This is a genomic window from Streptomyces aquilus, from assembly GCF_003955715.1.
Taxonomy (GTDB): domain Bacteria; phylum Actinomycetota; class Actinomycetes; order Streptomycetales; family Streptomycetaceae; genus Streptomyces; species Streptomyces aquilus.
The window spans coordinates 416,404-440,653 of the sequence record NZ_CP034463.1; the positions used below are offsets into that span (position 1 = coordinate 416,404).

A 24,250-nucleotide genomic window follows, 5' to 3' on the forward strand; every position below is an offset into this window, starting at 1 on the left:
GGGCCAGCCCGCGGCGTCGCAGTGGACGGGGACCAGGGCCCAGGCACGACGACGTCACCGTCGCGGTCCAAAGGGAGCCGTGCGTGGTCTGCAACCCGGTGGCGCTGATCGCGGCGGACTGCGGCCTGCCCGACCTCGCCGCATCCCTACGCGAACGCTGATTTCAGATCTCCCAGTCCGCGTGACCGGTGACCAGTCGCGCGGCGATCGCCTCGCTTCAGCCGCTCGTCAACGTCGCTCGCCGGGGTTGCTCGACGTGTTCCTGCACGGGCTGCACCACAACACCCAGAAGTGACGGGCCGCTTGGTTGGCACGCGGGCCGGCAAAAGCGGAATCATCCCTCTGACTCGGGCTTTCAGTTCGATGTCGTATTGACACTGGCACGGTCCGAGAGTTGAGTCTCCAGCCTGAGCGGGGCGTACCGCGCCCAGTGACGCTCAGGCAGCCGGGGGGCCGCCATGGCGCACCATTCGGACATCGTTCATCGGGCAACTCGGTCGACAGCAGGTCGCCACGGGCACCTTCGCCAAGTACGAAATCGCCGCCTTCCCGCCCGCGCCACCGGCGTCCGACGACGTCGTCGAGATCCTCGTCGGCGAACAGCCTTCCTCCCGGCACGCTTCACGGCGGCCGGCACGCACACAAGCTTCCTGCCCACCGGAGGACCGGGGCTGTGCGGCGACCTGCCCAGCAGGTGGAGCGACCACTGCGCCGTCTACACCGAGCTCGCGCCCACCCCCTGAAGGCGGGAGAGGGGCGCGAAGAGCACAGAAGACAGGGGGCGGTCATGGAGAGTGCGGAGATCCTCGTCGTGAGCATCGGCTCCGACCCGTGCGAGGGCGACGCCAAGAGTGAGGTGAAGGACGAGGCCCGCTGGCCCGTCGTCGCCCGGCTGCCACCGTCGATCACCGTCTTCCGCGCCGACGCGACACACCTCCCCGAGCTGTCCGCGCACGGCCGCCTCGCCCTCGCGCGCTCCCCCCAAGGAGAGATCACGAGCAGCGGCGACGACACCCTCCTCCACCAACTCGACGAAACCGCCCGCCTGTTCGTCGAGGCCTGGAAGACGGGCCCGCGCAACAAGTCATCAAGGCCGGGCGACGGACGGAACTGGGGCGACCCGGAATTCCAGCCGCCCGACCATAACCCGAACGGAGTGTGAGATGGCAGGAGACTTCGACATCACCGAACGCGCTGTACTCGGAGCGGACGCCGCCCAGCGGGGCGCCGCACCGACCTGGCCCGGCGTGGGACAGACCCTGCACCGGTACGGCAGGGTCAGCGTCGTCGCCGTGCCCGGCGGACCGGCCGCAGCGGCGCCGGGACCCGAACCCGGCGACACGGACGGCCTCACCGAAGTGGAGCGACTCGGCCTGGCCGCCCTGCGGTTACGCGAGTCCACCGCGTACCGCACGGCCAAGGCCCGGCGTCTGCGGGACGCGGAGCCATGGGACATGCCCGATTGCACGGAGGTCGTGCCCCAGCCCGGGCCGCCCACCGCTTCCGCCACCGCCGCGGCACCGACCAGCTCCTACCTGGAGGGCACTGTCGCGGTCGGCATCGTCATCGTGCAGGGCCCCACCTCCGACCTGCAGTTCTCCAACGACGAGATCCTCAAGGTCGTCGCCGAGGTGCAGAACGGGCTCAGCTTCTACCCGACGACCAACCCCATCGCCGGCATCAGCTTCGCCTACGACATCCAGAACGTGGCCGTCACGGTCGCCGCCGACCCCAACGCCCCCGACCTGGAAGCCCTTTGGCGCAACCCTGCGATGGCGGCGATGGGCTACAGCGCCGACTGGGCCGGAGTGGGCACCTACGTCGAAGACCTGCGCACCCGGTTCGGCACCCGCTGGACCTACTGCGGCTTCTTCACCAAGTACCCGCTCTCGCACTTCGCGTACGCGAGCATCGGCGGTCCGCGCGTGGTCATGCAGTACGCCAACGACGGCTGGGGCCCCGACAACATCGACCGCGTCTTCGCCCACGAGACCGGGCACATCTTCGGCTGCCCCGACGAGTACGCCAACAGCAAGTGCGACTGCGGCGGCTCCTGGGGACGGTACGGCCTGGTCAACGGCAACTGCGAGAACTGCGCGGGCGACGGCGGCGTCGCCTGCCTCATGAAGCTCAACACCTTCGCGGTGTGCGAGTTCACACCAGGCCACCTCGGCTGGTCCCCTCAGCTCCTCGTCCGCAACTACGGCTATTCCGCCGGAGGTTGGCGCGTCGAGAAGCATCCCCGGCTCCTCGGGGACATCACCGCCGACGGACGGCTGGACATCGTCGGCTTCGGCGACGCGGGCGTGTATGTGTCCCCGGGCCACTCCGACGGCCGCTTCGAGACCCCGCGCCGGGTCATCGACAACTTCGGCTACGAGGCCGGGGGCTGGCGCGTCGAGAAGCATCCGCGGTTCCTCGCGGACGTGACGGGCGAGGGACGCGCGGACATCGTGGGCTTCGGTGACGCCGGCGTATGGGTCGCTCTGTCCAACGGTGACGGCACGTTCGGAGCGATGACGATGCCGATCGCCAACTTCGGCTACAACGCCGGCGGTTGGCGGGTGGAGAAGCATCCACGGTTCCTCGCCGACATCACCGGGGACGGCCGCGCGGACATCGTCGGGTTCGGTGACGCCGGCGTATGGGTCGCCCTGTCCAACGGCGACGGCACCTTCCAGCCGATGACGCTGGCCATCAACAACTTCGGCTACAACGCCGGCGGCTGGCGCGTCGAGAAACACCCGCGGTTCCTCGCCGACACCACCGGGGACGGCCGCGCGGACATCGTCGGGTTCGGTGACGCCGGCGTATGGGTCGCCCTGTCCAACGGCGACGGCACCTTCCAGCCGATGACGCTGGCCATCAACAACTTCGGCTACAACGCCGGCGGCTGGCGCGTCGAGAAACACCCGCGGTTCCTCGCGGACGTGACCGGTGACGGCCGGGCGGATGTCGTGGGGTTCGGTGACGCCGGTGTGTGGGTGGCGCTCTCCAACGGCGACGGTACCTTCCAGCCGATGGCGATGCCGATCGCCAACTTCGCCTACAACGCCGGAGGTTGGCGGGTGGAGAAGCACCCGCGGTTCCTCGCCGACACCACCGGGGACGGCCGCGCGGACGTCGTCGGCTTCGGTGACGCCGGCGTCTGGGTGTCCCGGTCCCTCGGCGCAGGGCTCTTCGACCCACCCGGACGGGTGATCGCGAACTTCGGCTACGACGCCGGGGGCTGGCGCGTCGAGAAGCATCCTCGGTTCGTCGCCAACATCACCGGCGACGGCAAGGCCGATGTCCTGGGCTTCGGCGACGCCGGCGTGTGGGTCAACCGCACCTGAGCACAGGAGGCGCGGGTCAGCTGGGGCCGGCGGAAGCCGTCGGCCCCAGCGACCGCAGCGGGTCTCCTCGAAGTGGTCGCTGGATGCGCAGTGGGCCTGCCTGGAGCCGTCGATGCCCCGAGGCAGGAAGCCGGGCCGTCCGCCGAGTGGACCAGGCGTCTGCCTCGGAACCGAGCGGGCGGCATGTGCCGAGGGTGGAAGGGTTTCGGTGCACGGGCTGGGCAGGCCACGTGCGGGCGGAGGTTCCGAAACCCCCGCCGGACCGGGGGGTGAGCCAGCCGGGATCGGCGGGCTTCTCCCATGGACGGCACGACGAGGCACAGCTGGATGGCGGCGACCTCGGCGACGTCGTCGGTGGGGCCGAGCAGGACTGGCTGACGCTTGAGCGGCCGCCGGCCTACGCGCCCGAACTCAACCCCGTCGAGCTGCTGGGGTCGGTCATCAAGACCCGCGAGCTGGCCAACCTCGTCGGCGACCACCTCGTCGATGCCGCTGACGCAGCCGAACGCGGCGTCCCGCGAGTCTGCTCCAGCGAACAACTCCCGTGGTCCTTCCTCACGCACACCGGCCTCACCATCCATTCCCAGCAACCAGCGTCGTCACAGCTGTCGTCTCAAGGCTGTCGGCCACGGGTCACTCCCCCGGCTTCGGCACAACCGCCCTGTCAGACGAACGGGTACCTCTGCTCCAGCAGGGCGATACCCAGTGACGTGAGGGTGTGGAGGACTGCTTTGCCTTCCCGCCGGGTGGTGATCAGGTGGGCGTTGCGCAGCACCGTCGTATGGTGGCTTGCGGTCGCCGGTGAGATGTTCAGACGGCGGGCCAGTTCCGTGGTGCTGCATCCGCCGACGGCCGTCCTCAGCACGGCAGCCCGAGTGCGCCCCAGCAAGTCGTCAAGTGACTGGGCGGTGGACTGGCCGGCGCCCTCCCACAGCACGGTGTCGAGCGAGGTCTCACTGAGGCTGGGGACGGCCAGAGTGGGTGCCCGGGCCGGGTCCAGTGGCGGAGACAGAAGTTGAATCTGCGGTGTGGAGAACATCGTCGGCGCGATGACGAGACCTCTCCCGTTCAGGTGGATGTCCTCGTCGTGCCGGTGGGCCACTTCGAGCACAGGCGGGCGCCAGCGGACCAACGGGCCGCAGAGTGTGGTGAGCAGCTGCTCGACCCCGCCGTCGGCCATCGTGCTGGCAAACGCGCCGCGGACCTCGCTCAGATGGGAGCGCACCCTGCTCCAGTAGGGGGCGACGGTGACGCTGTGACAGGCTCGGAGTGCCGCGGCCACTTGGAGGCGGGGTTCCCGGTCGCCGTCCATCAGGTTGCGGGCCCAGGAACGGTGGGTGGGGTGGAAGGCGAGGTTCTCCAGTTCGAGGCGCATCAGGGCGCGGGGAGCCGCCATCAAGTTGTCCACCGCCTCGTCGACGGATGCCGTGTCACCCATCAGGCTCATCGCGTCGATCAGCGGACCGCGCATGGGCATCAACGCGGCCAGCGGGCCGGCCTGTTCGCCCAGTCGGCCATGCACCGACACACGCCAGCGACGGAATGTGAGACTGGCGTCGCGGTCCTTCAACAGCCTCACACTGTCAAACGTCTCCGCCGCCACGCCGATCGTCGTGGCCACGCGAGTCCGCGCCAAGTCCTCCACCGTGAAGTGAATGCGTTTCACCAAGCGCCCCGTCGTCGCGTCACCGTCTGGCCACAGTAGTCTCAGCCCTGCGCGGCAATCACACAACGATCGATCAGGCCACGGCCGGTCGACCCTGGATGAGTGCGGATCCTTCATCGCGCGGCGGCCAGACAGTCGTGTCCAGCACCCCCGCCGCCCTCCAGCGACGAAGCAGCGCACCAGGCCGACATCGCGACCCGGACGCTGTCGAATCCCCGCACCCTCTCGCGGCGGTCCCGCGCTTCGGACGCGTCGCTGGTGAGCTCGGCGACCGTCGTGGCCACCAGGTCAGCCCCGGCCCGCTGTCTCGGCTGCCGGGTCTCCCCCGCCGAGCCGGACGCGGTGACTTGAGTGTGTGCGGGACGATGACGGCGTCCGCCTCGCCTCGACCATCCCTCGGGCCCGCGTCCCCGAGCTCACCGACCGCCTCGGCCTCGACGTCGCCCAGCTGCGCGAACGACGAACCCACCTCGCAGACGGACGCCAGCGGCGCGCACGGGATGTTCACCCAGATCAGACGCCTGGCCCCGCACTGCATGACGAGCGTCGTAACCCACCAACTGGAGAACGCCCGGCTCGCCGACCACATCCTTGTCATGGACCAAGGCCGAGTCGTCGAACAGGGCGCCTACCAGGACCCGGTCAACGCCGACGGCCCGTTCGCCAACTGAGCTGCACCCGTATGCAACGGCCAGTATCGGCATCCCAGGCGCGAACGGATGAATCCACCCCGCTCGCGACGACGAGCCATACCGCTCGGGCACGTCCCGCCACGAGGCACCAGCCCGGGTCCGCCACCGTACGCCGTCCATCAGCTCCCGCCGCGTCCACACCTGCGACGGCCCGGCTTGATGCCCTGCGGCAACAACGCCTCCAGCCGGGCCCGCTGAGATGACCATCAACGAACGAGATCCACTTTCGCCACAGACCAGGCGGGCGATCCAGTGGGGATCCAGTGGACGCCCCGCCTGCGATCTAGCGGGTGGACCCGGTGTGCTCCCGCACAGTCGCCGTCTCGCTCACCGTCGTCCCGGCCCCCGGCTCGGCGCTCTGCTTCGCGAAGGCGCGCCGGCCCGGCAGGACCGCGAGGACGATCAGTGTTCCGGCGGCCATGATGATCCCGCCGATGAGGCTGGTCTGGGCGACTCCGTGGGCGAAGGCCTGGTGGACGGCGTCCACGGCGGCCTGCGCCTGCTGGGGCCCGGCGGAGGGATCCTGCGCGACCCGCTGCGCGACGGCCAGGCCGGCGCCGACCGAGTCCTTGGCGGTCTCCATCGCCTCCGCCGGGAGCCGGTTGCCCACCAGGTCGGTCAGCTCGTCCCGGTAGGCCGTGCCCAGCAGCGAGCCCAGCACCGCGATGCCCAGCGCCCCGCCCAGCTCCAGCGCGGTGTCGTTGACACCGCCGCCCACGCCCAGCTCCGACTCGGGGAAGGAGCCCATGATCGTGTCGGTCGCCGGGGAGATGGCCAGGCCGAGCGCGAGGCCCAGCATCATCAGCGGCGCCAGGAAGTCCGGGTACGTCGACCCCTTGTCGATCTGGGTGAGCAGGAACATGCCCGCCGTGCCGATGGCCAGGCCGGTCACGGCCATCACCCGCACGCCCAGCTTCGGGGCGAGCACCCCGGTCAGCGCGGACCCGAGGAACACCGCACCGCCCAGCGGCAGCAGCCGCACGCCCGTGTCCAGGGCGCCGTAGCCGAGGACGAACTGCAAGAACTGCGTCGAGTAGTAGATCACGGCGAACATGCCGAAGAAGAAGAACATCACCGCGAGCATCGAGCCGCTGAAGGGCCGCAGCGCGAACCTTCGGACGTCCAGCATCGGGTGCGGGTGCCGCAGCTCCCAGGCGACGAAGGCGACCAGACCGACACCGGCGACCACGGCGGCGGTGACGGGGCCGACACCCCAGCCGGCGTGCGGGCCCTCGATGGCGGCGTAGATCAGGGAGCCGACCGTGACGATCGACAGCAGACCACCGACGTAGTCGATCCGGCCCATGCCCTCCGCCTTGGACGGCGGTACCAGGGCAAGCGCGCCGAACACGGCGGCCACGGCGATCGGCACGTTGATCAGGAAGGTCGAGCCCCAGGCGTGGTCCTCGAGCAGCCAGCCGGAGACCAGCGGGCCGACGGCTACCGCCACCCCGGAAGTTGCGGCCCAGGCGGTGATGGCCTTGGCCCGCTCGCTCCGGGGGAAGGTCGCGACCACCAGGGACAGCGTGGCCGGCATCACGACCGCGGCACCGATACCCATGATCGCGCGGGCCACGATGACCAGCGCGGTCTCGTCGACCAGGCTCCCCATCACCGATCCACCGGCGAAGATCAGCAGACCCAGCACCAGCGCGCCGCGCCGGCTGTACTTGTCGCCGATCGCGCCCAGCACCAGCATCAGCGCCGCGTACGGAACGGTGTAGGAGTCGACGACCCACTGCAGATCACTGCTGCTCAGGCCCAGGTCGGTGGTCATGTCGGGGGCGGCGACGATCAGCGACGTGTTCGCCATCACCGTGATCAGCAGGCTCAGGCACAGTACGAGCAGCGCCCACCAGCGCCGCGCGTAAGGCCCGGTCATCTTCTCCACCGGGGTATGTGCAAGGAAGGGCATCAGTAGCTCCTGAGAGGGACGGGGCGGACGAGCGGCATCACGTAATTGCCCGTGAGGCGAGCGGGCGACGGGCTGAGATCTCCGGGCTTCAAGATCACCCTGTGGCCTCTCGCGGGCTTCCCCCGGCGATCTCCTGGAGGGCCGCGTCGGTGTCCGCGATGGCCAGCATCCTGTTGATGTCGGCGCCGGCCAGCGCCCCGGCCGCTGCGGAGGCGCCGACCTGGGCGACCAGATCGGTGACGTTGCCGGCCACCCACACACCCGGCACCTCGGTGGTGCCGGCCGTGCCGGAGGCGAAACCGCGGCCCTTCGGCAGGTCCTGCACCGGCAGGCCCAGACCTTCCAGACCCTGGGTGCGGGCCTGCATCGGCGCGGCGACCGCGACGACGCGGCGGGCCACGACCTGGCCGTCGGCCAGGCGCACCCCGGCGAGGGCACCGTCCTCGTCGTTGACGACCTCGGTGACCGGGGTGTCGATGACGCGGATGCCGCGGGCGGCGAAGCGGGCGCGGCTGTCCTCGTCCAGGTCGGTGCCCTGAGTGAAGTAGGTCAGGTCCTCGGTCAGCTGACGAAACAGATACGCGTGGCCGATGGAGGCCTCGCCGGTGGCGAGGATGCCGATGGGCTCGTCGCGTACCTCCCAGCCGTGGCAGTAGGGGCAGTGCACCACACTGTGCCCCCAGTGCTCGGCGAGCCCGGGCACCTCCGGCAGGACATCCGTGAGGCCGGTGGCCACCAGGACGCGGCGGGCGGTGATGCGGCGGCCGTCGGCCAGGGTGACGGTGAACCGCAGGTCCCCGTCCGCCGACGGGGCGGCGGACTCGGCCGAGACCACCTCGCCGAACACGACGCGTCCGCCGTACTGGCGCACCTGCTCCCGGCCCCGTCGAAGGATCTCGGACGGCGGGGTGCCGTCGAAGACGATGAAGCCGTGCACCGCCTCCGCGGGCGCGTTGCGCGGGGAGCCGCTGTCGATCACGACGACCGAGCGGCGGGAGCGGGCGAGGATCAGTGCACCGTTCAGCCCCGCGGCGCCCCCGCCGATCACCACCGCGTCGACGGTTTCCTCCGCCAGTGCGTCGCTCGCGTACGGAGGAGTCGCCACAGCCGTGGCCTCCTGCGTTTCGCTGTCAGTCATGGTTCGGTCAGCCCTTCGAGTTCTGGGTGGTTGGAGGGGGCAGCTGTTCAGGAAGCCCAGGACGTGGTCGGCGACCGTCTTGGGCTGTTCGAGGTGCAGGAAGTGCCCCGCGCCGAGGACAGCCCGACGTTCGTGATGCACAGATCCAGTCCGGCGACGAAACTCGCCGTCGCCGGGATCGCGAGGATCAGACCGGGCCTTGCCGGCCTGGAAGGCGTCGCAAGGTTGGGCGGCGCGGAGGAGCGCAAAGGCATGGGTTGCTCTCCATCGCGCCAGGCGTACACGCACCCTGTCCGGTGAGCCCAGGACGGTTGTGTACTGAACAGTCAGAAACATACGCGGTTCTGTACTGGGTTGTCAATAACGGCGGGTCGGACCCTCGCTCACCACGACGTTGCCCGGAATGCCGTTTTCGGGCTTCTAGGTGATCGCGGGCTTGGCCAGCAGCAATACCGAGTTGGAAGGATGCATGTCATGCCGGAGAAGGTGGATCCCGATCTGAGGGCCCGAGCCGTCCGGCTGGTGCTGTGGCACCGTGCCCAGTACTCGACCAAATACCGCGGCGGTGCTGACCATGTCCAAGCAGGTCGAGGTAGGCAGAAGTCGTTGTGGCGCTGGGTCGCGCAGGCCGAGACCGACCGCGGCGAGGCGTCCGGGGCACGATCGAGGAGAACAAGGAGATCCGTCGGCTGCGGTCGCAGAACCGTCGGCTGAGAGAGGATGCGGCGATCCTGAAGGCGGTCACGACGTTCTTCGTCGGGCAGCTTGAATGTCTGGACGGGGAGGGGCGGGGAGGTGCCGATCGTTTTGCGTCAGGCCGCGTCGAGGAGGATCCGCGCCATTTCGTCGGGGCGCTCCAGCGCGGAGAAGTGGCCGGTGCGGGGCACGGTGATGCGGTGGACGTCCGTCAGCGCGTTGGCCACGCGGTCCCGCTCGGCGGGCTTGGACCAGTCGTTCTCGCTGTAGACGAGGGTGACGGGTGCCGACACGCGCGGATAACGCTCGCGGGCCCGGTCGAATCCCTTGAGGCTGCGGAAGATCCCTCGGGACACCTTGTCGTAGCCCTTGCGGCGACCGCTCCTCAGCAGCTCGGTGATGAAGTCCTCGGGCAGCCGGGTCTTGTCGACGTAACCGCCCTGCAGGATGGCCCGAAAGACTGGCCGCGGCTCGAGGGGGGCGAACAGCGGGCCCAGCACGGGCATTCGCACGCTGGAGATGATTACGCGGGCGATCCAGTTCCCCCGTTCCCCGCCCTGGGGGTAGTCGTAGCTGTTGAACGCCACGACCCGGCTGACCCGGTCCTTCAGGTCGATCGATGCCGACAGGGACAGGGCGCCCCCGAGGGATTCGCCCGACAGGGTGGTGTCGTGAAGGTCCAGTCCGCGGACGAACTCGACGACCGCGGCCCGCAGCTGCGGCTCCTCGTACTGTGCGCCAGGGACGATGTCGGACCATCCCATCCCGGGCAGATCCAGCGCGTAGACGGTGTAGTGGTCCCACAGCTGCGGGATCACCCGCTGGAAGTAGTCGAGCTGACCGCGCACGGTGTGCATCAGAACGAGGGCGGGGCCGGTGCCCCCTGTGTAGTAGCGCAGCCGCGAGCCGTCGGCCCGGGTGAAGAACCGCACCTCGCCGCGGCCGTTGCTCCAGGTTCTCGCGTACGTCGCGTCGGGAGATTCGTTGCGTTCCATGGTTCTGCCCTTTCAAATAAGGAGAATGCCGCAATGCGGGCATTCTCCTTATTTCGCTGGTCTGGGAAGTTGATCAGGGTCTGGTCCGTGGTCGGCGAGGCTCAGCGCAGCGTGTCCGCCCAGTTCGCCGGCACGCGCCCCGCCGGTCCCGGCGCGGGCTGGTCGGCAGGGTGGGCGTCCGGAGGAGCCAGGGCCGGACCGGAGTCGTACAGCTCGGACGTCTCGAAGTCCCAGAACCAGGTCTCACCCGGCTCGTAACTGCGCATCACCGGATGGCCGGTGTCCCGGAAGTGGCCGGTGGCGTGCTTGCCGGGTGAGTCGTCGCAGCAGCCGATGTGGCCGCATTGGGCGCAGCGCCGCAGATGGAACCACCAGCCGCCGTCGGCGTCACACTCGACGCATCCGGCACCGCTGGCGGGACACCGGGATCGATTCCCCTGTCCTTCGTCATGACGGCTCCCGGGCCGGGTCGGGGACGGCGTCGGGGTCGGGGTCGGTGGCGGTGAGGGGGAGCAGCACCTGGAAGCGGGTGTCGCCGGGTACCGACTCGACTTTCAGGTCTCCGTGGTGCTTGTTGACGACGATCCGCCAGGAGATGTCGAGTCCCAGCCCGGTGCCCTCGCCCACCGGTTTGGTGGTGAAGAACGGGTCGAAGATCCGGCCGCGGATCTCGGCCGGCACTCCCGGGCCTGTGTCGCGGAACTCCACCAGCAGCCGGTCATGCACCCGAGCGGTGCGTACGGTCAACGTCCCTTCGCCGCCCGCGCTCTTGATGGCGAAGACGGCGTTGTCGATCAGGTTGGTCCACACCTGGTTCAGTTCGGCCGGGTAGGCCGGAATCCTCGGCACCGAACGGTCGTACTCCTTCACGACCTTGACCTGGGGACCGATCTTGCCCGACAGCATGAGCAGCGTGCTGTCGAGGAGTTCGTGGACATCGGCGACCTGGTAGGGGGCGCGGTCCAGCTGCGAGTACTGCTTGGCGGCGTCGACGAGGTGCGAGATACGGGTGGTGGAGTCCTCGATCTCGGACATCAACAGCTCGGTCTCGACGGTGTAGTTGAGGCACTCGATGGCGCCCTGCAGGATTTCCTGCTCGTCGACGGCTGTCGCGATCTGCTCCAGCCAGTCGACGTCGAGACCGCCTTGCACGAAGGTCGGCGCGATTTGCCAGCCGTTCTGGACGCCGTGGTCGTCGAGCCAGTCGGCGAGTTCGTCCTCCCGGTCGGAGGCTTCGAGCGGGCTCAGTGGCGGCGCCTTGGAGACCCGCTCGGCCGTGCGCTCCTGGAGGTCCAGCAGGGCCTTCAGGGCGTCGCCGTGGTAGGGGCCCGAGGCGATGGCGCTGAGTTTGTTGCGCATGTGCGCTGCCCGGTCCCTGAGCGACGAGGTGGCCCGTACGGCGGCCGCGGCCGGGTTGTTGAGCTCATGGGTGAGACCCGCGGACAACGAGCCCAGCGCCAGCAGCCGTTCGCGCTGCCCGACGGCCCGCTGAAAGGTCTGCGAACCGAGGAAGAGTCCCTCCAGTAGATGGACCGCCATCGGAAACCACTCGTGCATGACGTTCGCGAACGATTCGGCGGGCAGGACGAAGAACCGCGTCGGCTCCGACACCCGCAGCGAGTTCATGTACCGCTGCGGTTTCCCGTCCCCGACGTACGCCCGCACGGCCCCCGCGTACACCCCTGGCTGGGAGGTGCGGCTCACCTCGATGTCGTCGCTGCCCACGCGGCGCGACATGATGACCGTGCCCTCGATCATCACGTAGAAGCAGTCCGCCGGGTCGCCTTCGGTGAACACCGGCCCGGGGTCGAACAGTTCGACCCGTCCCTCGCTGCACAGCCTGTCGATCTGCTCGGAGCTCAGCTTCTCGAACAGGAACAGCGAGCTGATCTCCGCCGCGCTGCACGGCATCAGCCGCCCGCTCACGACTGCTCCAGATACCGGTGTACGAGCATCACGGCCATGGCTCCCTCTCCGACGGCGGACGCGACCCGCTTGGCGGACTCCGCGCGCGCGTCCCCGGCGACGAACACGCCGGGGATGTTGGTCTCCAGGTGGTACGGCGGCCGGTCCAGCTCCCAGCCCGCCGGTGGCCGCCCGTCGGCGGTCAGGTCGGGCCCGGCGAGGATGAACCCGCGCTCGTCCCGCAACACCGTGCCCTCCAGCCAGTCGGTCAGCGGCGCCGCGCCGATGAACACGAACAGCCACTGCGCGTCGACGAGTTCGGTCTCCCCGGTGTCGACGTCGCGCAGGGTCAGCTGTTCCAGGTGGTTGTCGCCGTGCGCGGCCTCGACGACCGTGCGGGCCCGCACCGAGATGTTCGGCGACTCGGCGATCTGCTGGATCAGGTAGTGCGACATCGACGCCGTGAGGTCCGCTCCGCGCACCAGCAGGGTGACCGACTTGGCGCCCCTGGACAGGTACATCGCCGCCTGCCCGGCCGAGTTGGCGCCGCCCACGATGTACACGTCGTGGCCCTGGCAGGCGGCGGCCTCGGTGAGCGCGGACCCGTAGAACACCCCGCGGCCCGACAGTTCGTCGGCACCCGGCGCCTCCAGCTTCCGGTAGGACACGCCGGTCGCCAGGATCACGCTGTGCGCCGCGATCTGCGACCCGTCCGCGAACCGTACGAGCCGCGCCGCCCCGCTGCTCTCCAGACCGGTCACCTCACGGGCGGTGAGGATCTCGGCGCCGAACTTCGTGGCCTGGCGTCGCGCCCGGTCGGTGAGCTGGGCGCCGGACACGCCGTCCGGGAAGCCGAGATAGTTCTCGATCCGTGAACTCTGCCCGGCCTGCCCGCCGGTCGCCGACCGCTCCACGAGCACCGTCCGCAGCCCCTCCGAGGCCCCGTACACGGCCGCGCCCAGCCCGGCCGGCCCGCCGCCGATGACGACCAGGTCGTAGAACTCGGCCGTGGGCGTGGTCGCGAGGCCCACCTGGGCGGCCAGTTCGGGCACCTCCGGCTCGACGAGTGCCGTACCGTCCGCCGTGATCACCACCGGCAGCCGCTGCCCGTCCTCGCCCGCCGCGGCCAGCAACCGCTGCCCCTCGGGCTCGTCCGCCGAGTACCAGCGGTACGGCACCTGGTTGCGGGCCAGGAACTCCCGGACGTCCGACGAGCGGGCCGACCACCGGTGACCGACGACCTTGGTGCTCGGCATCGGCCGGAAGTCACTGCACCGCCACGCCTCCAGCAGGTCGTCGAGCACCGGGTAGAGCTTCTCCTCCGGCGGGTCCCACGGCTTGAGCAGATAGTGGTCCAGATCGACCACGTTGATCGCGTCGATCGCCGCGTTCGAGTCCGCGTACGCCGTCAGCAGCACGCGCCGGGCGCCCGGATAGAGGTCCAGGGCCTGTTCGAGGAACTCGATGCCGTTCATCTGGGGCATCCGGTAGTCGGCCAGGATCACCGCCACCAGATCACCGCGCAGCTTCAGCTCCCGCAGCGCCTCCAGCGCGGACTCCCCGGACTCCGCGCGCACGATCCGGTACGACGCGCCGTAGCGCCGCCGCAGGTCACGGGCGACGGCCCGGGACACCCCGGGATCGTCGTCCACAGTCATGATGACGGTCCGCGCAGCGTCCAAGGGCGGTCGGACGAGGGATGCTGATACTTGCTTCGGTGTCTCTGGTTCGGACATGTGCGTCTCCTCGGGCGCCGCCCCGTACTGCGGGGTCAGCCGGCCAGTCGGTTGAGCTTGCGGATCTGTCTGTCGAAGGCGCGCGAGGGCACGACCCGGCGCAGGACGCTGACGCGTCTGGCCATCGAGCCGGCGGGATACCGGAGCTTGGGCCTGGAATCGGTGGCGGCCGCGACGATCACCTTCGCGACAACGCCCGGGGCGTCGGCGTTGCGCACGGCCGTGGCCAGCACGTCTCGGGAGACCTCCCGCTGTGCGGCGTAGACCGGCAGGGGCGAGTCGGGTGCCATGCTGCTCGCCTCGAAACTCGTGCTCGTGTAGGCCGGCTCGGCCAGAAGCATCCGGACGCCGTGCTCGCGAAGCTCGTGGTCGACGGACTCGGAGTAGCCCTCGACCGCATGCTTGGTGGCCGCGTAGACGGCCATGAAGGGAGCTGGGATCAGACCCAGTACCGAGGAGACGTTGACCACGCGGCCACTCCCCTGAGCGCGCATGAGGGGCAACACTGCGTTTGTCATCCGCATCAGGCCGAAGACGTTGATGTCGAAGACCTCGATGGCCTGGCTGATCGAACTCTCCTCGCCGGCGCCGACCGCGCCCAAGCCCGCGTTGTTGACCAGGACGTCGATCCGGCCGAACCGATCGATCACCTCTCCGACCAGGACGCGGACCGACTCGTCGCTTGCCACGTCGAGATCGAGGAACGTCACCCCGGCGAGCGGCTCGGCTTTCGCCGCGTTACGGCTCGTGCCGACCACTGCGAAGCCGGCACCCACGAGGGCGAGCGCCGCCGCCCGCCCGATCCCGGAGGAGGCGCCCGTCACGAGGGCCACTCGTGGAGTTGTCTGCATGGTCGTTCCTTCGGATGTGGGCATGACTCTGTCGTGCGCTGTGCAGGGTCGCCCGCGCTGAGCCGACACCGTCCGCACCGGTCCTGCAAGCCCGAACCAAGCCTGTCCGGCGAGCTCAGGATGGTTGTTTACTGAATAGTCCGAAACCTAGGCAGTTCTGTACTGACTTGTCAAGAAGGCCGAGTCGGCTTTACGGTCTTTGGATGGCCAGACCACGAAGCTTTGACCGCGACCACGTCCTGCACGCCGCCGAGCGGCAGTTCCGCACCTCGGGCTACAACGGCACGAGCGTCGACGACATCAGCGCCGCCACCGGCCTGGGCCGCGGCAGCCTGTATGCCGCGTTCGACGGCAAGCACGGCGTGCTGCTGGAGGCCATGGCCGGCTACTTCGCCCGGCTGGCGCAGGGCCCGCGCAAGATGCTCGACGGACCGGACGAGGGCGCCCTGGAACGACTGCACCAGTACTTGCTCCGCGCCGTCCACGGCGTGCCACTCGCCGCCGACGTACCCCCTGCCTCTGACCGGGCGGGGACGGCCTGCTTCGCCGCCAAGATGGCCCTGGAGATCGGCGCCTCCGACGCCGAGGTGAAACGCCTGGCCAACGAGTGCTTCTCCGTGGTCCGGGCGGCGGTGGCCGACTGCGTGCGAGCAGCGCAGCGCAACGGCGACATCGACCCCGACGCGGATCCCGACGACCTCGCGTACCTTCTGCTGACCGTCATCCGCGGGAGCGATGTCCTGGGCGCGTACGGCCACGGCCCCGACCGCCTGACGTCGATAGCGGAGAGCGCGTTCGCCTTGCTGCCTCGCCCGCGCCAGACCTGAGAAGGGCGCGGCCGACGTCGTTGCACAGGCGTCTGATGCGGTCGGCCCACTTCGGCACCGCGGAGGCACGGCCCGCGGGTTTACGCGCTGCCGTGACCGCGTCTGCCGCCGCGTGCTGTGGTGTTCCGCGGACAGTGCGGGGTGGGCACTGCTCGATGCTTCGGACGTGAGGCGGCTCTATGGGTGCTGCTGCCCACCGAGGGCGGGGACCCGTTTGCCGACCGTCTGATCATGACCGGTGCCGCGTTCGAGGGCAGCGCGGAGATCATCGAGGCCGGTGCCATGGCCCGCGACTTCTTCACCACCGTGCAGGCGGTGCACGGGCTGCCGGTGTCGAAGCGGGCGCTGGGCACAGTGCAGGTGGTCGTCAGCGAGCTGGTCACCAACGCACGGAGATACGCGCCCGGCCCGTGCCTGCGGGAGGGGAACGGGGCGGAGCGAGCGGCTAGCCGAGGCGGCTGCCGCCGGCAGCGTCGAGGGAGGCTCCGGTGATCCACCGCGCCCGGTCGGAGGCGAGGAAGACCACCACCTCGGCGACATCCTCCGGCTTGCCCAGGCGCTTGAAAGCTGACAGCTGCGACATCGGCCCGCGGACCTCGGGCACCTGGAAGGCCGCGCCGCCGTTGTCCGTGGCACCGGGGAGCACGCTGTTGACCGTGATCCACCGAGAGGCGAGGTGCCGCGCGAAGTGCAGCGTGAGCTGGTCGAGCGCGCCCTTGGACATCGCCTGGACGACCTGCGGCGGCATGGCCATGGGCGTGACCGCGGAGGAGATGTTGACGATGCGTCCGCCGTTCGGGATCAGCCCGAGGGCCCGCTGGACGAGGAGAAACGGGGCCTTGGCGTTGACCGCGAAGATCTTGTCGAATTGCTCGGCGGACACCTCTCCCGGTGCATCGCCGGGTGTCGTCGCGGCGGCGTTGTTCACCAGGATGTCCAGGGCGGTCTCACCGGTGCGCTCGCGTAGTTCGGCCTTGAGCTGGTCAAACAGCTGATCGACGGCGCCGGGCGTGCCCAGTTCCACGCCGACGGCAAAGGCCTGTCCGCCGTCCTTCTCGATGAGGCCGACGGTCTCCTGGGCGGCATGCCTGTCGCGGCCGTAGTGCAGGGCGACCAGGGCCCCCTCGCGGGCGAGGCCGAGGGCGGTGGCCCGGCCGATGCCGCGGCTGGATCCGGTGACGAGGGCGGTCTTGCCATTGAGCGTGCTGGGCATGCTGGTGTCCTTGCTGTGTTCAAGGGAGATTTGGTGCTGGGGGCAGCCGTGGAAGACGGCTTCGGCCTGGTCGCGCGGGTCGTACGTGCCCCCGTACAAGGGCGCGACCTGCTCGGGGGCGGCCGAGGGGATGCCTTCGGCCGCCCCTGCCGAACCAGCTGTTGAGGGTGATACGCGCGGCGTGGAGGCCAGGTAGCCGGGGGCGGGTGTCAGAGGCTGAAGACGAGTTCCGCCTGGTCGCGCTTGGTGGTGTGCAGGTCCCAGTAGACCGGGGAGATCTCCTCGGGCTGGGCGGTCGGGAATCCGGGGACCGCCGGCGTGCCGATGGACACGTTGATGGCGACGTGCGCCGCCTGGACGCCAGTGCCGTCGAGTTCCTTGTGCAGGTTGATGACCCAGTTCCGCAGGGCCGCGGCGGCGGCGTTGACGTTGGCGATCTGCGGTACGGGGTCGACGGAGCCGGCGCCGGTGGTGAACAGCAGGGTGCCCGCGCCGGCCTCGCGCATGGCGGGCAGCACCGCGCGGGTGGCGGCGATCGCTCCGTAGAGCTGGAACTCCATCTCGTGCTGCACGTCGGCCGGCTCGGTGGCGCCCGGGGTGGTCATGGCGGTCTGGAGGCCGCCGACCGGGGAGTACTCCAGGACGTCGATGCCACCGAAGTGCGCGGCCACGTCCTTGAGCGCCTGGGTGAGAGCGGGGCGGTCAAGGACGTCGGCGGGGAACGCGGCGGCGGTGATGCCCTCGCCGGCCAGCTCGCCGGCAAGGTCTTCGAGCTTGCTCCGGTCGCGGGCGATCAGTGCGACGTCGTAGCCGTGAGTGCCGTAGGTGCGGGCGATGGCGAGACCGAGCTGAGGGCCGGCACCGACGATGGCGATGGTGGGCATGAGAGAGCCTTTCACTGAAGAGGAGATGGATAGGCCTATCCGTTTCGCTTCCGGAAAGCCCTATCCGTTTCACTGCCCACCGTAACACGAGAATCGGATAAGGCATTCCGGTTTGCTAGTCTGATCGTCATGAGCCCCCGAGACCCGCACCCCGAAGCCGGCGCCGACGCGGCCGTTTCCGCAGGTCATGCCAAGCGCAGCGACGCGGAACGCAACCGGGGGCGGATCATCGCCGCCGCACGCACGGTCTTCGGGCGCGACGGGCTTAACGCGTCGATGGCCTCGGTCGCGCGGGAGACCGGCGTCGGCATCGCCACCCTCTTCCGCCACTTCCCCCGAAAGGAGGACCTGCTCGCCGCGGTCTTCGCCGACCGCATGAAGGCGTATGCGCAGGCCACCGACGCGGCCCTGGCCGACCCAGACCCGTGGCACGGCTTCACCGGCTACATCGAGACGGTCTGCGCGATGCAGGCCGCCGACCGTGGCTTCGCCGACATCCTGACCATGAACTTCCCAGGCGTCCCGGAGCTGGAGAAGCACCACGCCCGGGCGTACGAGGGCTTCCTGGAACTCATCGGCCGCGCCAAGGACAGCGGGCAGCTGCGCGAGGACTTCACCAGCCGCGACCTCGTGCTGCTGCTGATGGCCAACGCCGGAGTCCTCAGCGCCACCGCCGACGCCGCCCCCGACGCCTGGCGCCGCCTCGTCGCGTGGATGATCCAGTCCTTCCAGGCACCAGCCCGCGGCCCGCTGCCCGACCCGCCGGAAGACGCGGCACTGTACGAGGCCATGCGCCGCGCAAGCCACGACGTCACCACCCCCGAGACCGGAAAGCGACGCTAGATCCAGCGACCGTTGGGACAGGGCGACCACGGTGAGCCCGCGTTCCACGGTAGCCTCACCGCGGTCGGGGCGGGCCTCTGCCCTCCGCCGCCGCGCCGTACGGCTAGGTACCCATCGGGCCCCCGCAGCGGTTCCGGATGGCTTGGCGTGTGGGACACCGCGTCCGGAGAAATGACCTCGCGGGCGAGATCCTCGTCGCCCGTGTTGATGAACTCGACGAAACGGTTCATCACTGACTCGGTGGACTGCGATGGCATCGTGCTGTGCCTCTCCAGAGACGTTCGGGCGGATATCTTCGCACGCGACCATCGAATCGATGTTCACATCGATTCGATGGTCGCGTGCGAAGATGGACTCATGCTGGAACTCGCGATACTCGGCTTCCTCGCCGAGGGACCCCTGCCTGGACACGAGCTGCGCCGCCGCGTCTCACAACTGACCGGTTACACGCGGCCGGTCAGCGACGGCAGCCTCTATCCGGCGATCACTCGCCTGACCAAGGCGGGCTTGATCGAGCGGCGTGCCGACCCGGCCGCGGGGGCGGCCCGGTACACGCTCAGCCTGACCGCGGCCGGGCGCGCCGACATGCTTCAGCGCCTGCGTACGCCCGCCGACCACGAGATCACCGACTTCACCCGGTTCTACGTCGTCCTGGCCTTCCTCTCCCACCTGCCCGACCCGGCCGAACGGCACGCGGTGCTGCGCCGACGCCTGGAGTTCCTGGAAGAACCGGCGAGCTTCTTCTACGACAACGAGCGGCCCCTGCGTGCCGAGGAGGTCGCCGACCCCTACCGGCGGGGCATGCTGCTCACCGCCCGCGCCACCAGTCGCGCCGAACGGACCTGGCTGCGCGAGGCCCTCGGGGAACAACCGCCCGTGTTCGACACCGGATCCACCGACAGCGATCCGCATACGCCCGCCGCTCCCGCGAGCTGACTGTCCACGGAGGCACCCTCATGCTTGCATCCTGGTACGACGCCCAGGGCCCCGCGGCCGAGGTCCTGCACGTCGGTGAACTCCCTGATCCCGTCCCCGGCCCCGGCCCCGGCCCCGGCGAGGTGCGCGTCCGCGTCACCGTCTCGGGCGTCAACCCCGGCGACACCAAGAAACGGCGCGGCTGGCTCGGCTCGTCCATGCCCTATCCGCGAGTGATCCCGCACAGCGACGCCGCCGGAATCATCGACGCCGTGGGCGGCCAAGTCGACGCCCGCCGCGTCGGACAACGGGTCTGGGTGTACGGCGCCCAGTCCTACCGCCCCTTCGGCACCGCCGCCCAGTACACCGTCGTACCCGGCCACCAAGCCGTACCCCTGCCCGACCACCTCAGTGACGAGCTGGGCGCGAGCCTCGGCATCCCCGGCATCACCGCCCACCGCACCGTCTTCGCCGACGGCCCGGTCGACGGCCAACTGGTCCTGGTCCACGGAGTCCTCGGCGGCGTCGGCTCCCTGGCCGCCCAGCTCGCCCACTGGGCCGGCGCCACCGTGATCGCCACCGTCCGCCGCACCGCGGACCTCGACCATGTCGACCCGGCGGTCGTCTCCCACGCCGTCGCCCTGGACACCGGCGACCCCACCGCCGCCATCCGCTCGTACGCACCGCGGGGCGTCGACAGGATCATCGAAGTCGCGCTGTCCGACAACGCCGACCTCGACAACGCCGTCGCCGCCCAAGGGGCCGTCATCGCCGCCTACGCCACCCGCTCAGACCGCACCGAAATCCCCTTCTGGCCACTGCTGTTCAACAACGTCACCCTGCGGCTGCTCGGCAGCGACGACTTCCCCGCCGAGGCCAAGCGCCAGGCCGCCCGCGACCTCACTTCCGCCGCCGCCGTCGGCGCCCTCACCGTCGCCGCCGGCGACCGATACCCGCTGGACGACATCGCCAAGGCCCACGACCACGTCGACACCGGCGGTGGCCACGGCCGCACCCTGGTCACCCTCCCCTACTAGCGCAGACCCGGAACACTGCCCTGCCACCACCGACGGCACGTTCGTCGCGTTCGCCCCGGACACCGGCCTGCGGCGCTGCCTGGCCTGGGTCGACGCCGTCACCGTGTCATGGCGCGGTCGACGAGCGCGGACAACGCACTCGGCGAACGACAGCAGGCACCGATCGCCTACGAACAGCAGTCAGCCAGCCTGACATTTACCGCATAACGTCACGAACAGGCGTCCACTCTTCGGGGACAAGGTCCATGGCCCGCGCCAAGCCGGTTGGCATCTTCCACCCTGCGATAACGCGGGTTCCGCCCGCAGCCGCCTGCGTGCTTCAGTGACTGCGCGCCGGATCTTCCGGTGCGCACAGCGAGGAGGACCAGCGGTGGAATCTATGATCGTGATCAGTACCCTGCGTCTGCGCGCCGAGCGGGCGGACGAGGCCCGGAAGGTCATCGCGTCGGTGGTCTCGCAAACCCACGAGGACGCGGGCTGCCTCACATACGCCGCACACGAGGACGCCGCCGATCCGCTCACCATGGTGCTCGTCGAAAAGTGGGCCTCACAGCAGGCCATCGACGAACACAGCCAGGCCCCCTTTCTCACCGAAGCGATGAGCCGGGTGGGAGAACTGCTCACCGCCGAGCCCGAGATCCGCGTCATCACCCCGCTCGGCTACGGCACGGGCGACAAGGCCGCACTGCGCTGACTACACGGGTACACAAGGGCCGTGAGTTCGAGTCTTCCGAAGGGGGCTCGAAGCCGCACGGACGGGTGATGCTGCCGTAACCGTACTTGGGCGGGCCCGAGTTCGTCCGGGCCCGCCCAAGCGGTAGCCGGGCAGCAGCAGCTCCGCCGGTGGCATGCCTGCCTCGGTAGCCAGTTCCAGTACGGACTCGCGGGTGATCTCCAGCCGTTCCAAAGTCTGCTCGGCGGCGGTGAGTTGCCCGGTGAGGTCGGCAATCTGCTCGCGCAGCCGTTCGGCCGTCTCACACACCAGCCGCTGCCGGGCCTCGATCTCGTCGAGGAGTTCTCTCACCGCCGCCGCTCCCGCCCGTCTGGGGTGGCGGCGAGCAGCGAGGGCCGGGACGGCTGCGGGTCCACAGGGCGCCGACGAGGATGATGACCATGTGCGCGGCGCGGAGCGCCCGTTCGTCGTCGAGTTCGGAGAGCAGGTCGCGCAGCTGCTCCCCGAGTCAGCGGATGCCGTCACGCGAGGATCTCCTGTAGCTGATCGCGACGTCGACGGAGATGTCGTGCTCCAGGATCGCGTGTTGCACGTTCAGCAATTCGCACAGCATCGGGTGAGCGGCGAATGTGGCGGCCTGCCGCGCCGCGATATGGCGTGCCCTCACCGGAGCCGGTGCCGACGGGTTGGCCCACTCGGCGCACGTCTCGGCGGTCTCGGCCCGGTGGCGGGCGGCCGCCTCGGTGATGAGGCCCAGCGCAGCCTCGCGTGACTCGAAGTAGAGCGACATGACGGACTCGGACAGCCCGACCCGGCAGCTGAGTGCGTTGAGACTCACCGCCGCGACCGGCATCTCGTCGAACATGCCGGCCGCGGTCTGCAGGATGCTCTGCCGCCCTGCGGCTCAGGCTGCTTCGCCTGGTCCAGGCGCACATCGACCCGTCCTTCGACGAGTTGGTGGCGGCGGACCGCCATGCGCGGGGGCCCAGGTTCAGCGGATCACGAAGGTCGTCACGCTCTGCGCGGGCAGAGTGCCGGTGAAGGACCCGTTCGACATGCCGACCATGCCCTGGGAGGCCACATTCCGGCTCGCATCCGTCAGCCAGGAAGCCACGCTGGAACCGGCGCCGTTCGCCATGGTGAACTGCTGGCTGACCGCGGCCGTCCCCTTGTTCACCGCGACGACGACCGTGGAGCCGCCGCCCCGATACGCGGAGACGTAGACGTTCGCAACGGGATTCGCCGTCGCGCCGATCCGCACGTACCCCGGCCGCACGAACCGGGCGAAGTGCGCCATGGCGGCGCCACGCTTGCTCATCCTGCCGTCCTCGCGCATGGGGCCATAGCTGCGCCGGATGTACCACCAGATGTAGGCCTGGAACTCGGCGTCCACCATGGCCCGGTGGATGTGCTCCCCCACATCGAGAGCCTGCGGCCAAAGATCCGCCGAATCCGAGCTGTTGGGGTAGTACACCTCCGTCATCCACAGCTCTTTGCCCGCACCCTTCTGCTTGAAGAGGGGGTAGGGGAAGTTGCCGTACGACGTGCCGTACAGGTGGGCTCCGATCACGTCGACGTTGGCGAGCGCCACCGGGTCGTTGAGGATCGGGTCCGACATGTTCTTCAGGTACTGGAAGGACTCCGGCGCGATGACCCTGGTGCCGATCGAGCCGGCGTTCTCCCTCAGGAACCGGACCATTTCGGCCGGGGTCCACCACGTCCAGTCATGGGCGTAATCGGGCTCGTTCTGCACCGAAATGCCGTACAGATTCACCCCGTTGTTGCGGAGGTAGGTGTTGAAGTCGTTCAGGTGCTGGGCGTAGGCGCCGTACATGCTGTACCTGAGACGACGTGCGTCGGTCTGGGTGCCGCGGACGAAGGTCTCCACCATGGAGGCGGGCGGGTTCCAAGGGGACGCGATGACGGAGGCCCCGAGTTGCACCGCGCGCTTCGCCGTCGCCAGATCGGGGCTCCAGGCCGCCCGGTCCTCGGGCACCGGGATCCGTAACAGGGTGAATCCCAACTGCCCGTCACCGGTCCCGAATGCCATGTCCCGCTGAGCCGCGGTGAGGTCGCCGATCCACGCGGCATGAGCCATACCGCCGAAGCCCCGGATCGTCTGCCGCGTCGACGACGGGTCGATGACCGCTGCGGCGGCGGCCGTCGCGGACCCGGCCTCAGAGGCCCTCGCGAACGACGCCGTGGCGGCGACGAGGGGCAGGGCGCCCATCGACGCCACGATGGCCCTCCGGCTCGCTGACCTTCGCCCTTCGACGGGCTCATTCCGACTCTGCGCCATGTCTCCTCCTCGTGACTGCGGCGCGCGCTCCGGCACCTTCTCGGCTGCGCCCGGCCGAACAGGCCGCGCAAGATGGGAGCGCTCCCACGCTTATGGGTGAGCGCACTCGGGCTGTTTCAGTGGTACGTGGTGTCGATCATCACGCAGGACCGTGCAGCGACCGACCGGGCGCCAACGCCGTTCGATATCATGAACGTTGTCCAAGTGGCAGACCCCACGAAGTTAGCGACGCCGGTCATCACGGTCAACCCACGCGGCACAGTCGCCCCACTGAGGTTTCCCTCCGCCTCCCGAATGGTCGGGCTTGCCGTCGTAGGGCTGACCGGAGACGTACTCGCGCAGGTCGATGTTGCCCATCGCGGGCAGCGAGGCCCGGCCGTCCTGGGCAGGCCCTCGACGGTGATGGTGAGGTAGTCGTAGACGCGGGCGGTGCTGGGCTTGGTGGGATCGACGTCAGGAGCCGTCGTACGTCATGGCGGTCAATTTCCCGGCACCTTCCGCGCCGCGCCCCGATGTCCGCTTGCCGTCTCGGCCACCGGGTTCCAGTGCGACGCCTCGACCGGGACAGGACCCGGTGCTCGGTGCTCGGTACGGCAGAGCGTGGGCCCGCCCCTGAGCTCGAAAGGATGA

The 24,250-nt window shown here is 69.6% G+C and carries 22 protein-coding genes and 2 pseudogenes; 10 read left to right on the forward strand and 14 right to left on the reverse strand.

What is annotated here, in order from left to right:
• The first annotated feature begins 787 nt into the window (after positions 1-787).
• Together EJC51_RS02040 and EJC51_RS48170 are read left to right on the forward strand one after the other, a co-directional pair.
• Positions 788-1,162, forward strand: coding sequence for a hypothetical protein (locus EJC51_RS02040; protein WP_126269410.1), 375 nt, complete (start codon positions 788-790; stop codon positions 1,160-1,162).
• Position 1,163: 1 nt separating this feature from the next.
• Positions 1,164-3,335: an FG-GAP-like repeat-containing protein gene (locus EJC51_RS48170; RefSeq protein WP_208870674.1), complete on the forward strand. Its 2,172-nt coding sequence runs from the start codon at positions 1,164-1,166 to the stop codon at positions 3,333-3,335.
• A 118-nt stretch (positions 3,336-3,453) separates the two neighbouring features.
• Here EJC51_RS48170 and EJC51_RS49510 read toward each other — a convergent pair.
• Positions 3,454-3,642: pseudogene (locus EJC51_RS49510) on the reverse strand (NF041680 family putative transposase); the annotation flags it as partial.
• Positions 3,643-3,999: 357 nt separating this feature from the next.
• A complete protein-coding gene (locus tag EJC51_RS02055) occupies positions 4,000-4,857 on the reverse strand; it encodes an ArsR/SmtB family transcription factor (RefSeq protein ID WP_341870631.1) in 858 nt (285 codons plus the stop codon).
• 680 nt (positions 4,858-5,537) lie between these two features.
• Between EJC51_RS02055 and EJC51_RS49120 the strand changes: the two genes are divergently transcribed.
• A complete protein-coding gene (locus EJC51_RS49120) occupies positions 5,538-5,672 on the forward strand; it encodes a hypothetical protein (protein ID WP_279631330.1) in 135 nt (44 codons plus the stop codon).
• A gap of 304 nt (positions 5,673-5,976) precedes the next feature.
• Here the strand turns inward: EJC51_RS49120 and EJC51_RS02065 are convergent, their stop codons facing one another.
• From EJC51_RS02065 to EJC51_RS02095, 7 genes and pseudogenes are all read right to left on the reverse strand, one after another.
• On the reverse strand, positions 5,977-7,608 hold the full coding sequence (locus EJC51_RS02065) for an MFS transporter (RefSeq protein ID WP_126269411.1): 1,632 nt from the start codon (positions 7,606-7,608) through the stop codon (positions 5,977-5,979).
• Positions 7,609-7,702: 94 nt separating this feature from the next.
• The gene (locus EJC51_RS02070) at positions 7,703-8,746 is read right to left on the reverse strand and encodes an NAD(P)/FAD-dependent oxidoreductase (protein WP_126269412.1); all 1,044 of its coding nucleotides are present in this window, start codon (positions 8,744-8,746) and stop codon (positions 7,703-7,705) included.
• 812 nt (positions 8,747-9,558) lie between these two features.
• Positions 9,559-10,437 carry an alpha/beta fold hydrolase gene (locus EJC51_RS02075; protein WP_126269413.1) on the reverse strand — a complete coding sequence of 293 codons (879 nt, stop codon included), beginning with the start codon at positions 10,435-10,437 and terminating at the stop codon, positions 9,559-9,561.
• Positions 10,438-10,538: 101 nt separating this feature from the next.
• Positions 10,539-10,888 (reverse strand): annotated as a pseudogene (locus EJC51_RS02080) (UBP-type zinc finger domain-containing protein).
• On the reverse strand, positions 10,885-12,363 hold the full coding sequence (locus tag EJC51_RS02085) for an ATP-binding protein (RefSeq protein ID WP_126269414.1): 1,479 nt from the start codon (positions 12,361-12,363) through the stop codon (positions 10,885-10,887). The pseudogene EJC51_RS02080 and the gene EJC51_RS02085 overlap by 4 nt, the downstream one beginning before the upstream one ends.
• A complete protein-coding gene (locus EJC51_RS02090; protein WP_126269415.1) occupies positions 12,360-14,000 on the reverse strand; it encodes an NAD(P)/FAD-dependent oxidoreductase in 1,641 nt (546 codons plus the stop codon). The genes EJC51_RS02085 and EJC51_RS02090 overlap by 4 nt, the downstream gene beginning before the upstream one ends.
• A gap of 113 nt (positions 14,001-14,113) precedes the next feature.
• Positions 14,114-14,929: an oxidoreductase gene (locus EJC51_RS02095; RefSeq protein WP_126269416.1), complete on the reverse strand. Its 816-nt coding sequence runs from the start codon at positions 14,927-14,929 to the stop codon at positions 14,114-14,116.
• Between the two features lie 203 nt (positions 14,930-15,132).
• On the opposite strand from EJC51_RS02095, the gene EJC51_RS02100 reads away from it, so the two are divergent.
• Both EJC51_RS02100 and EJC51_RS02105 read left to right on the forward strand, forming a co-directional pair.
• The gene (locus EJC51_RS02100; protein ID WP_126269417.1) at positions 15,133-15,756 is read left to right on the forward strand and encodes a TetR/AcrR family transcriptional regulator; all 624 of its coding nucleotides are present in this window, start codon (positions 15,133-15,135) and stop codon (positions 15,754-15,756) included.
• A gap of 231 nt (positions 15,757-15,987) precedes the next feature.
• Positions 15,988-16,248 carry a hypothetical protein gene (locus tag EJC51_RS02105; RefSeq protein WP_399584778.1) on the forward strand — a complete coding sequence of 87 codons (261 nt, stop codon included), beginning with the start codon at positions 15,988-15,990 and terminating at the stop codon, positions 16,246-16,248.
• Here EJC51_RS02105 and EJC51_RS02110 read toward each other — a convergent pair.
• Both EJC51_RS02110 and EJC51_RS02115 read right to left on the reverse strand, forming a co-directional pair.
• Positions 16,202-16,969 (reverse strand): SDR family NAD(P)-dependent oxidoreductase, encoded by a 768-nt coding sequence (locus tag EJC51_RS02110; protein ID WP_126269418.1) that lies wholly within the window; start codon positions 16,967-16,969, stop codon positions 16,202-16,204. The two genes, EJC51_RS02105 and EJC51_RS02110, sit on opposite strands and share 47 nt — an antisense overlap.
• Before the next feature lie 209 nt (positions 16,970-17,178).
• A complete protein-coding gene (locus tag EJC51_RS02115) occupies positions 17,179-17,853 on the reverse strand; it encodes an SDR family NAD(P)-dependent oxidoreductase (RefSeq protein WP_126269419.1) in 675 nt (224 codons plus the stop codon).
• Between the two features lie 129 nt (positions 17,854-17,982).
• Between EJC51_RS02115 and EJC51_RS02120 the strand changes: the two genes are divergently transcribed.
• The 4 genes from EJC51_RS02120 to EJC51_RS02140 all read left to right on the forward strand — a co-directional run bounded on the left by EJC51_RS02120 (position 17,983) and on the right by EJC51_RS02140 (position 21,342).
• Positions 17,983-18,696 (forward strand): TetR/AcrR family transcriptional regulator, encoded by a 714-nt coding sequence (locus EJC51_RS02120; RefSeq protein WP_126269420.1) that lies wholly within the window; start codon positions 17,983-17,985, stop codon positions 18,694-18,696.
• 357 nt (positions 18,697-19,053) lie between these two features.
• A complete protein-coding gene (locus EJC51_RS02130; protein ID WP_126269421.1) occupies positions 19,054-19,632 on the forward strand; it encodes a PadR family transcriptional regulator in 579 nt (192 codons plus the stop codon).
• A gap of 20 nt (positions 19,633-19,652) precedes the next feature.
• Positions 19,653-20,648, forward strand: a complete 996-nt coding sequence (locus EJC51_RS02135; RefSeq protein WP_126269422.1) for an NADPH:quinone reductase — start codon at positions 19,653-19,655, stop codon at positions 20,646-20,648.
• A 385-nt stretch (positions 20,649-21,033) separates the two neighbouring features.
• A complete protein-coding gene (locus EJC51_RS02140; RefSeq protein ID WP_165951306.1) occupies positions 21,034-21,342 on the forward strand; it encodes a putative quinol monooxygenase in 309 nt (102 codons plus the stop codon).
• Here EJC51_RS02140 and EJC51_RS02145 read toward each other — a convergent pair whose 3' ends face one another.
• The 3 genes from EJC51_RS02145 to xynC all read right to left on the reverse strand — a co-directional run bounded on the left by EJC51_RS02145 (position 21,343) and on the right by xynC (position 23,620).
• Positions 21,343-21,672 (reverse strand): hypothetical protein, encoded by a 330-nt coding sequence (locus EJC51_RS02145; RefSeq protein WP_126269424.1) that lies wholly within the window; start codon positions 21,670-21,672, stop codon positions 21,343-21,345. It abuts the gene before it with no gap.
• A 157-nt stretch (positions 21,673-21,829) separates the two neighbouring features.
• Positions 21,830-22,186, reverse strand: coding sequence for a hypothetical protein (locus EJC51_RS02150; RefSeq protein ID WP_126269425.1), 357 nt, complete (start codon positions 22,184-22,186; stop codon positions 21,830-21,832).
• A gap of 126 nt (positions 22,187-22,312) precedes the next feature.
• Positions 22,313-23,620, reverse strand: a complete 1,308-nt coding sequence (gene xynC, locus EJC51_RS02155) for a glucuronoarabinoxylan endo-1,4-beta-xylanase XynC (protein WP_126269426.1) — start codon at positions 23,618-23,620, stop codon at positions 22,313-22,315.
• Between the two features lie 96 nt (positions 23,621-23,716).
• Here xynC and EJC51_RS47600 point away from each other — a divergent pair, with 96 nt between their 5' ends.
• Positions 23,717-24,034, forward strand: coding sequence for a hypothetical protein (locus EJC51_RS47600; protein ID WP_166682808.1), 318 nt, complete (start codon positions 23,717-23,719; stop codon positions 24,032-24,034).
• Positions 24,035-24,250: the final 216 nt, after the last annotated feature.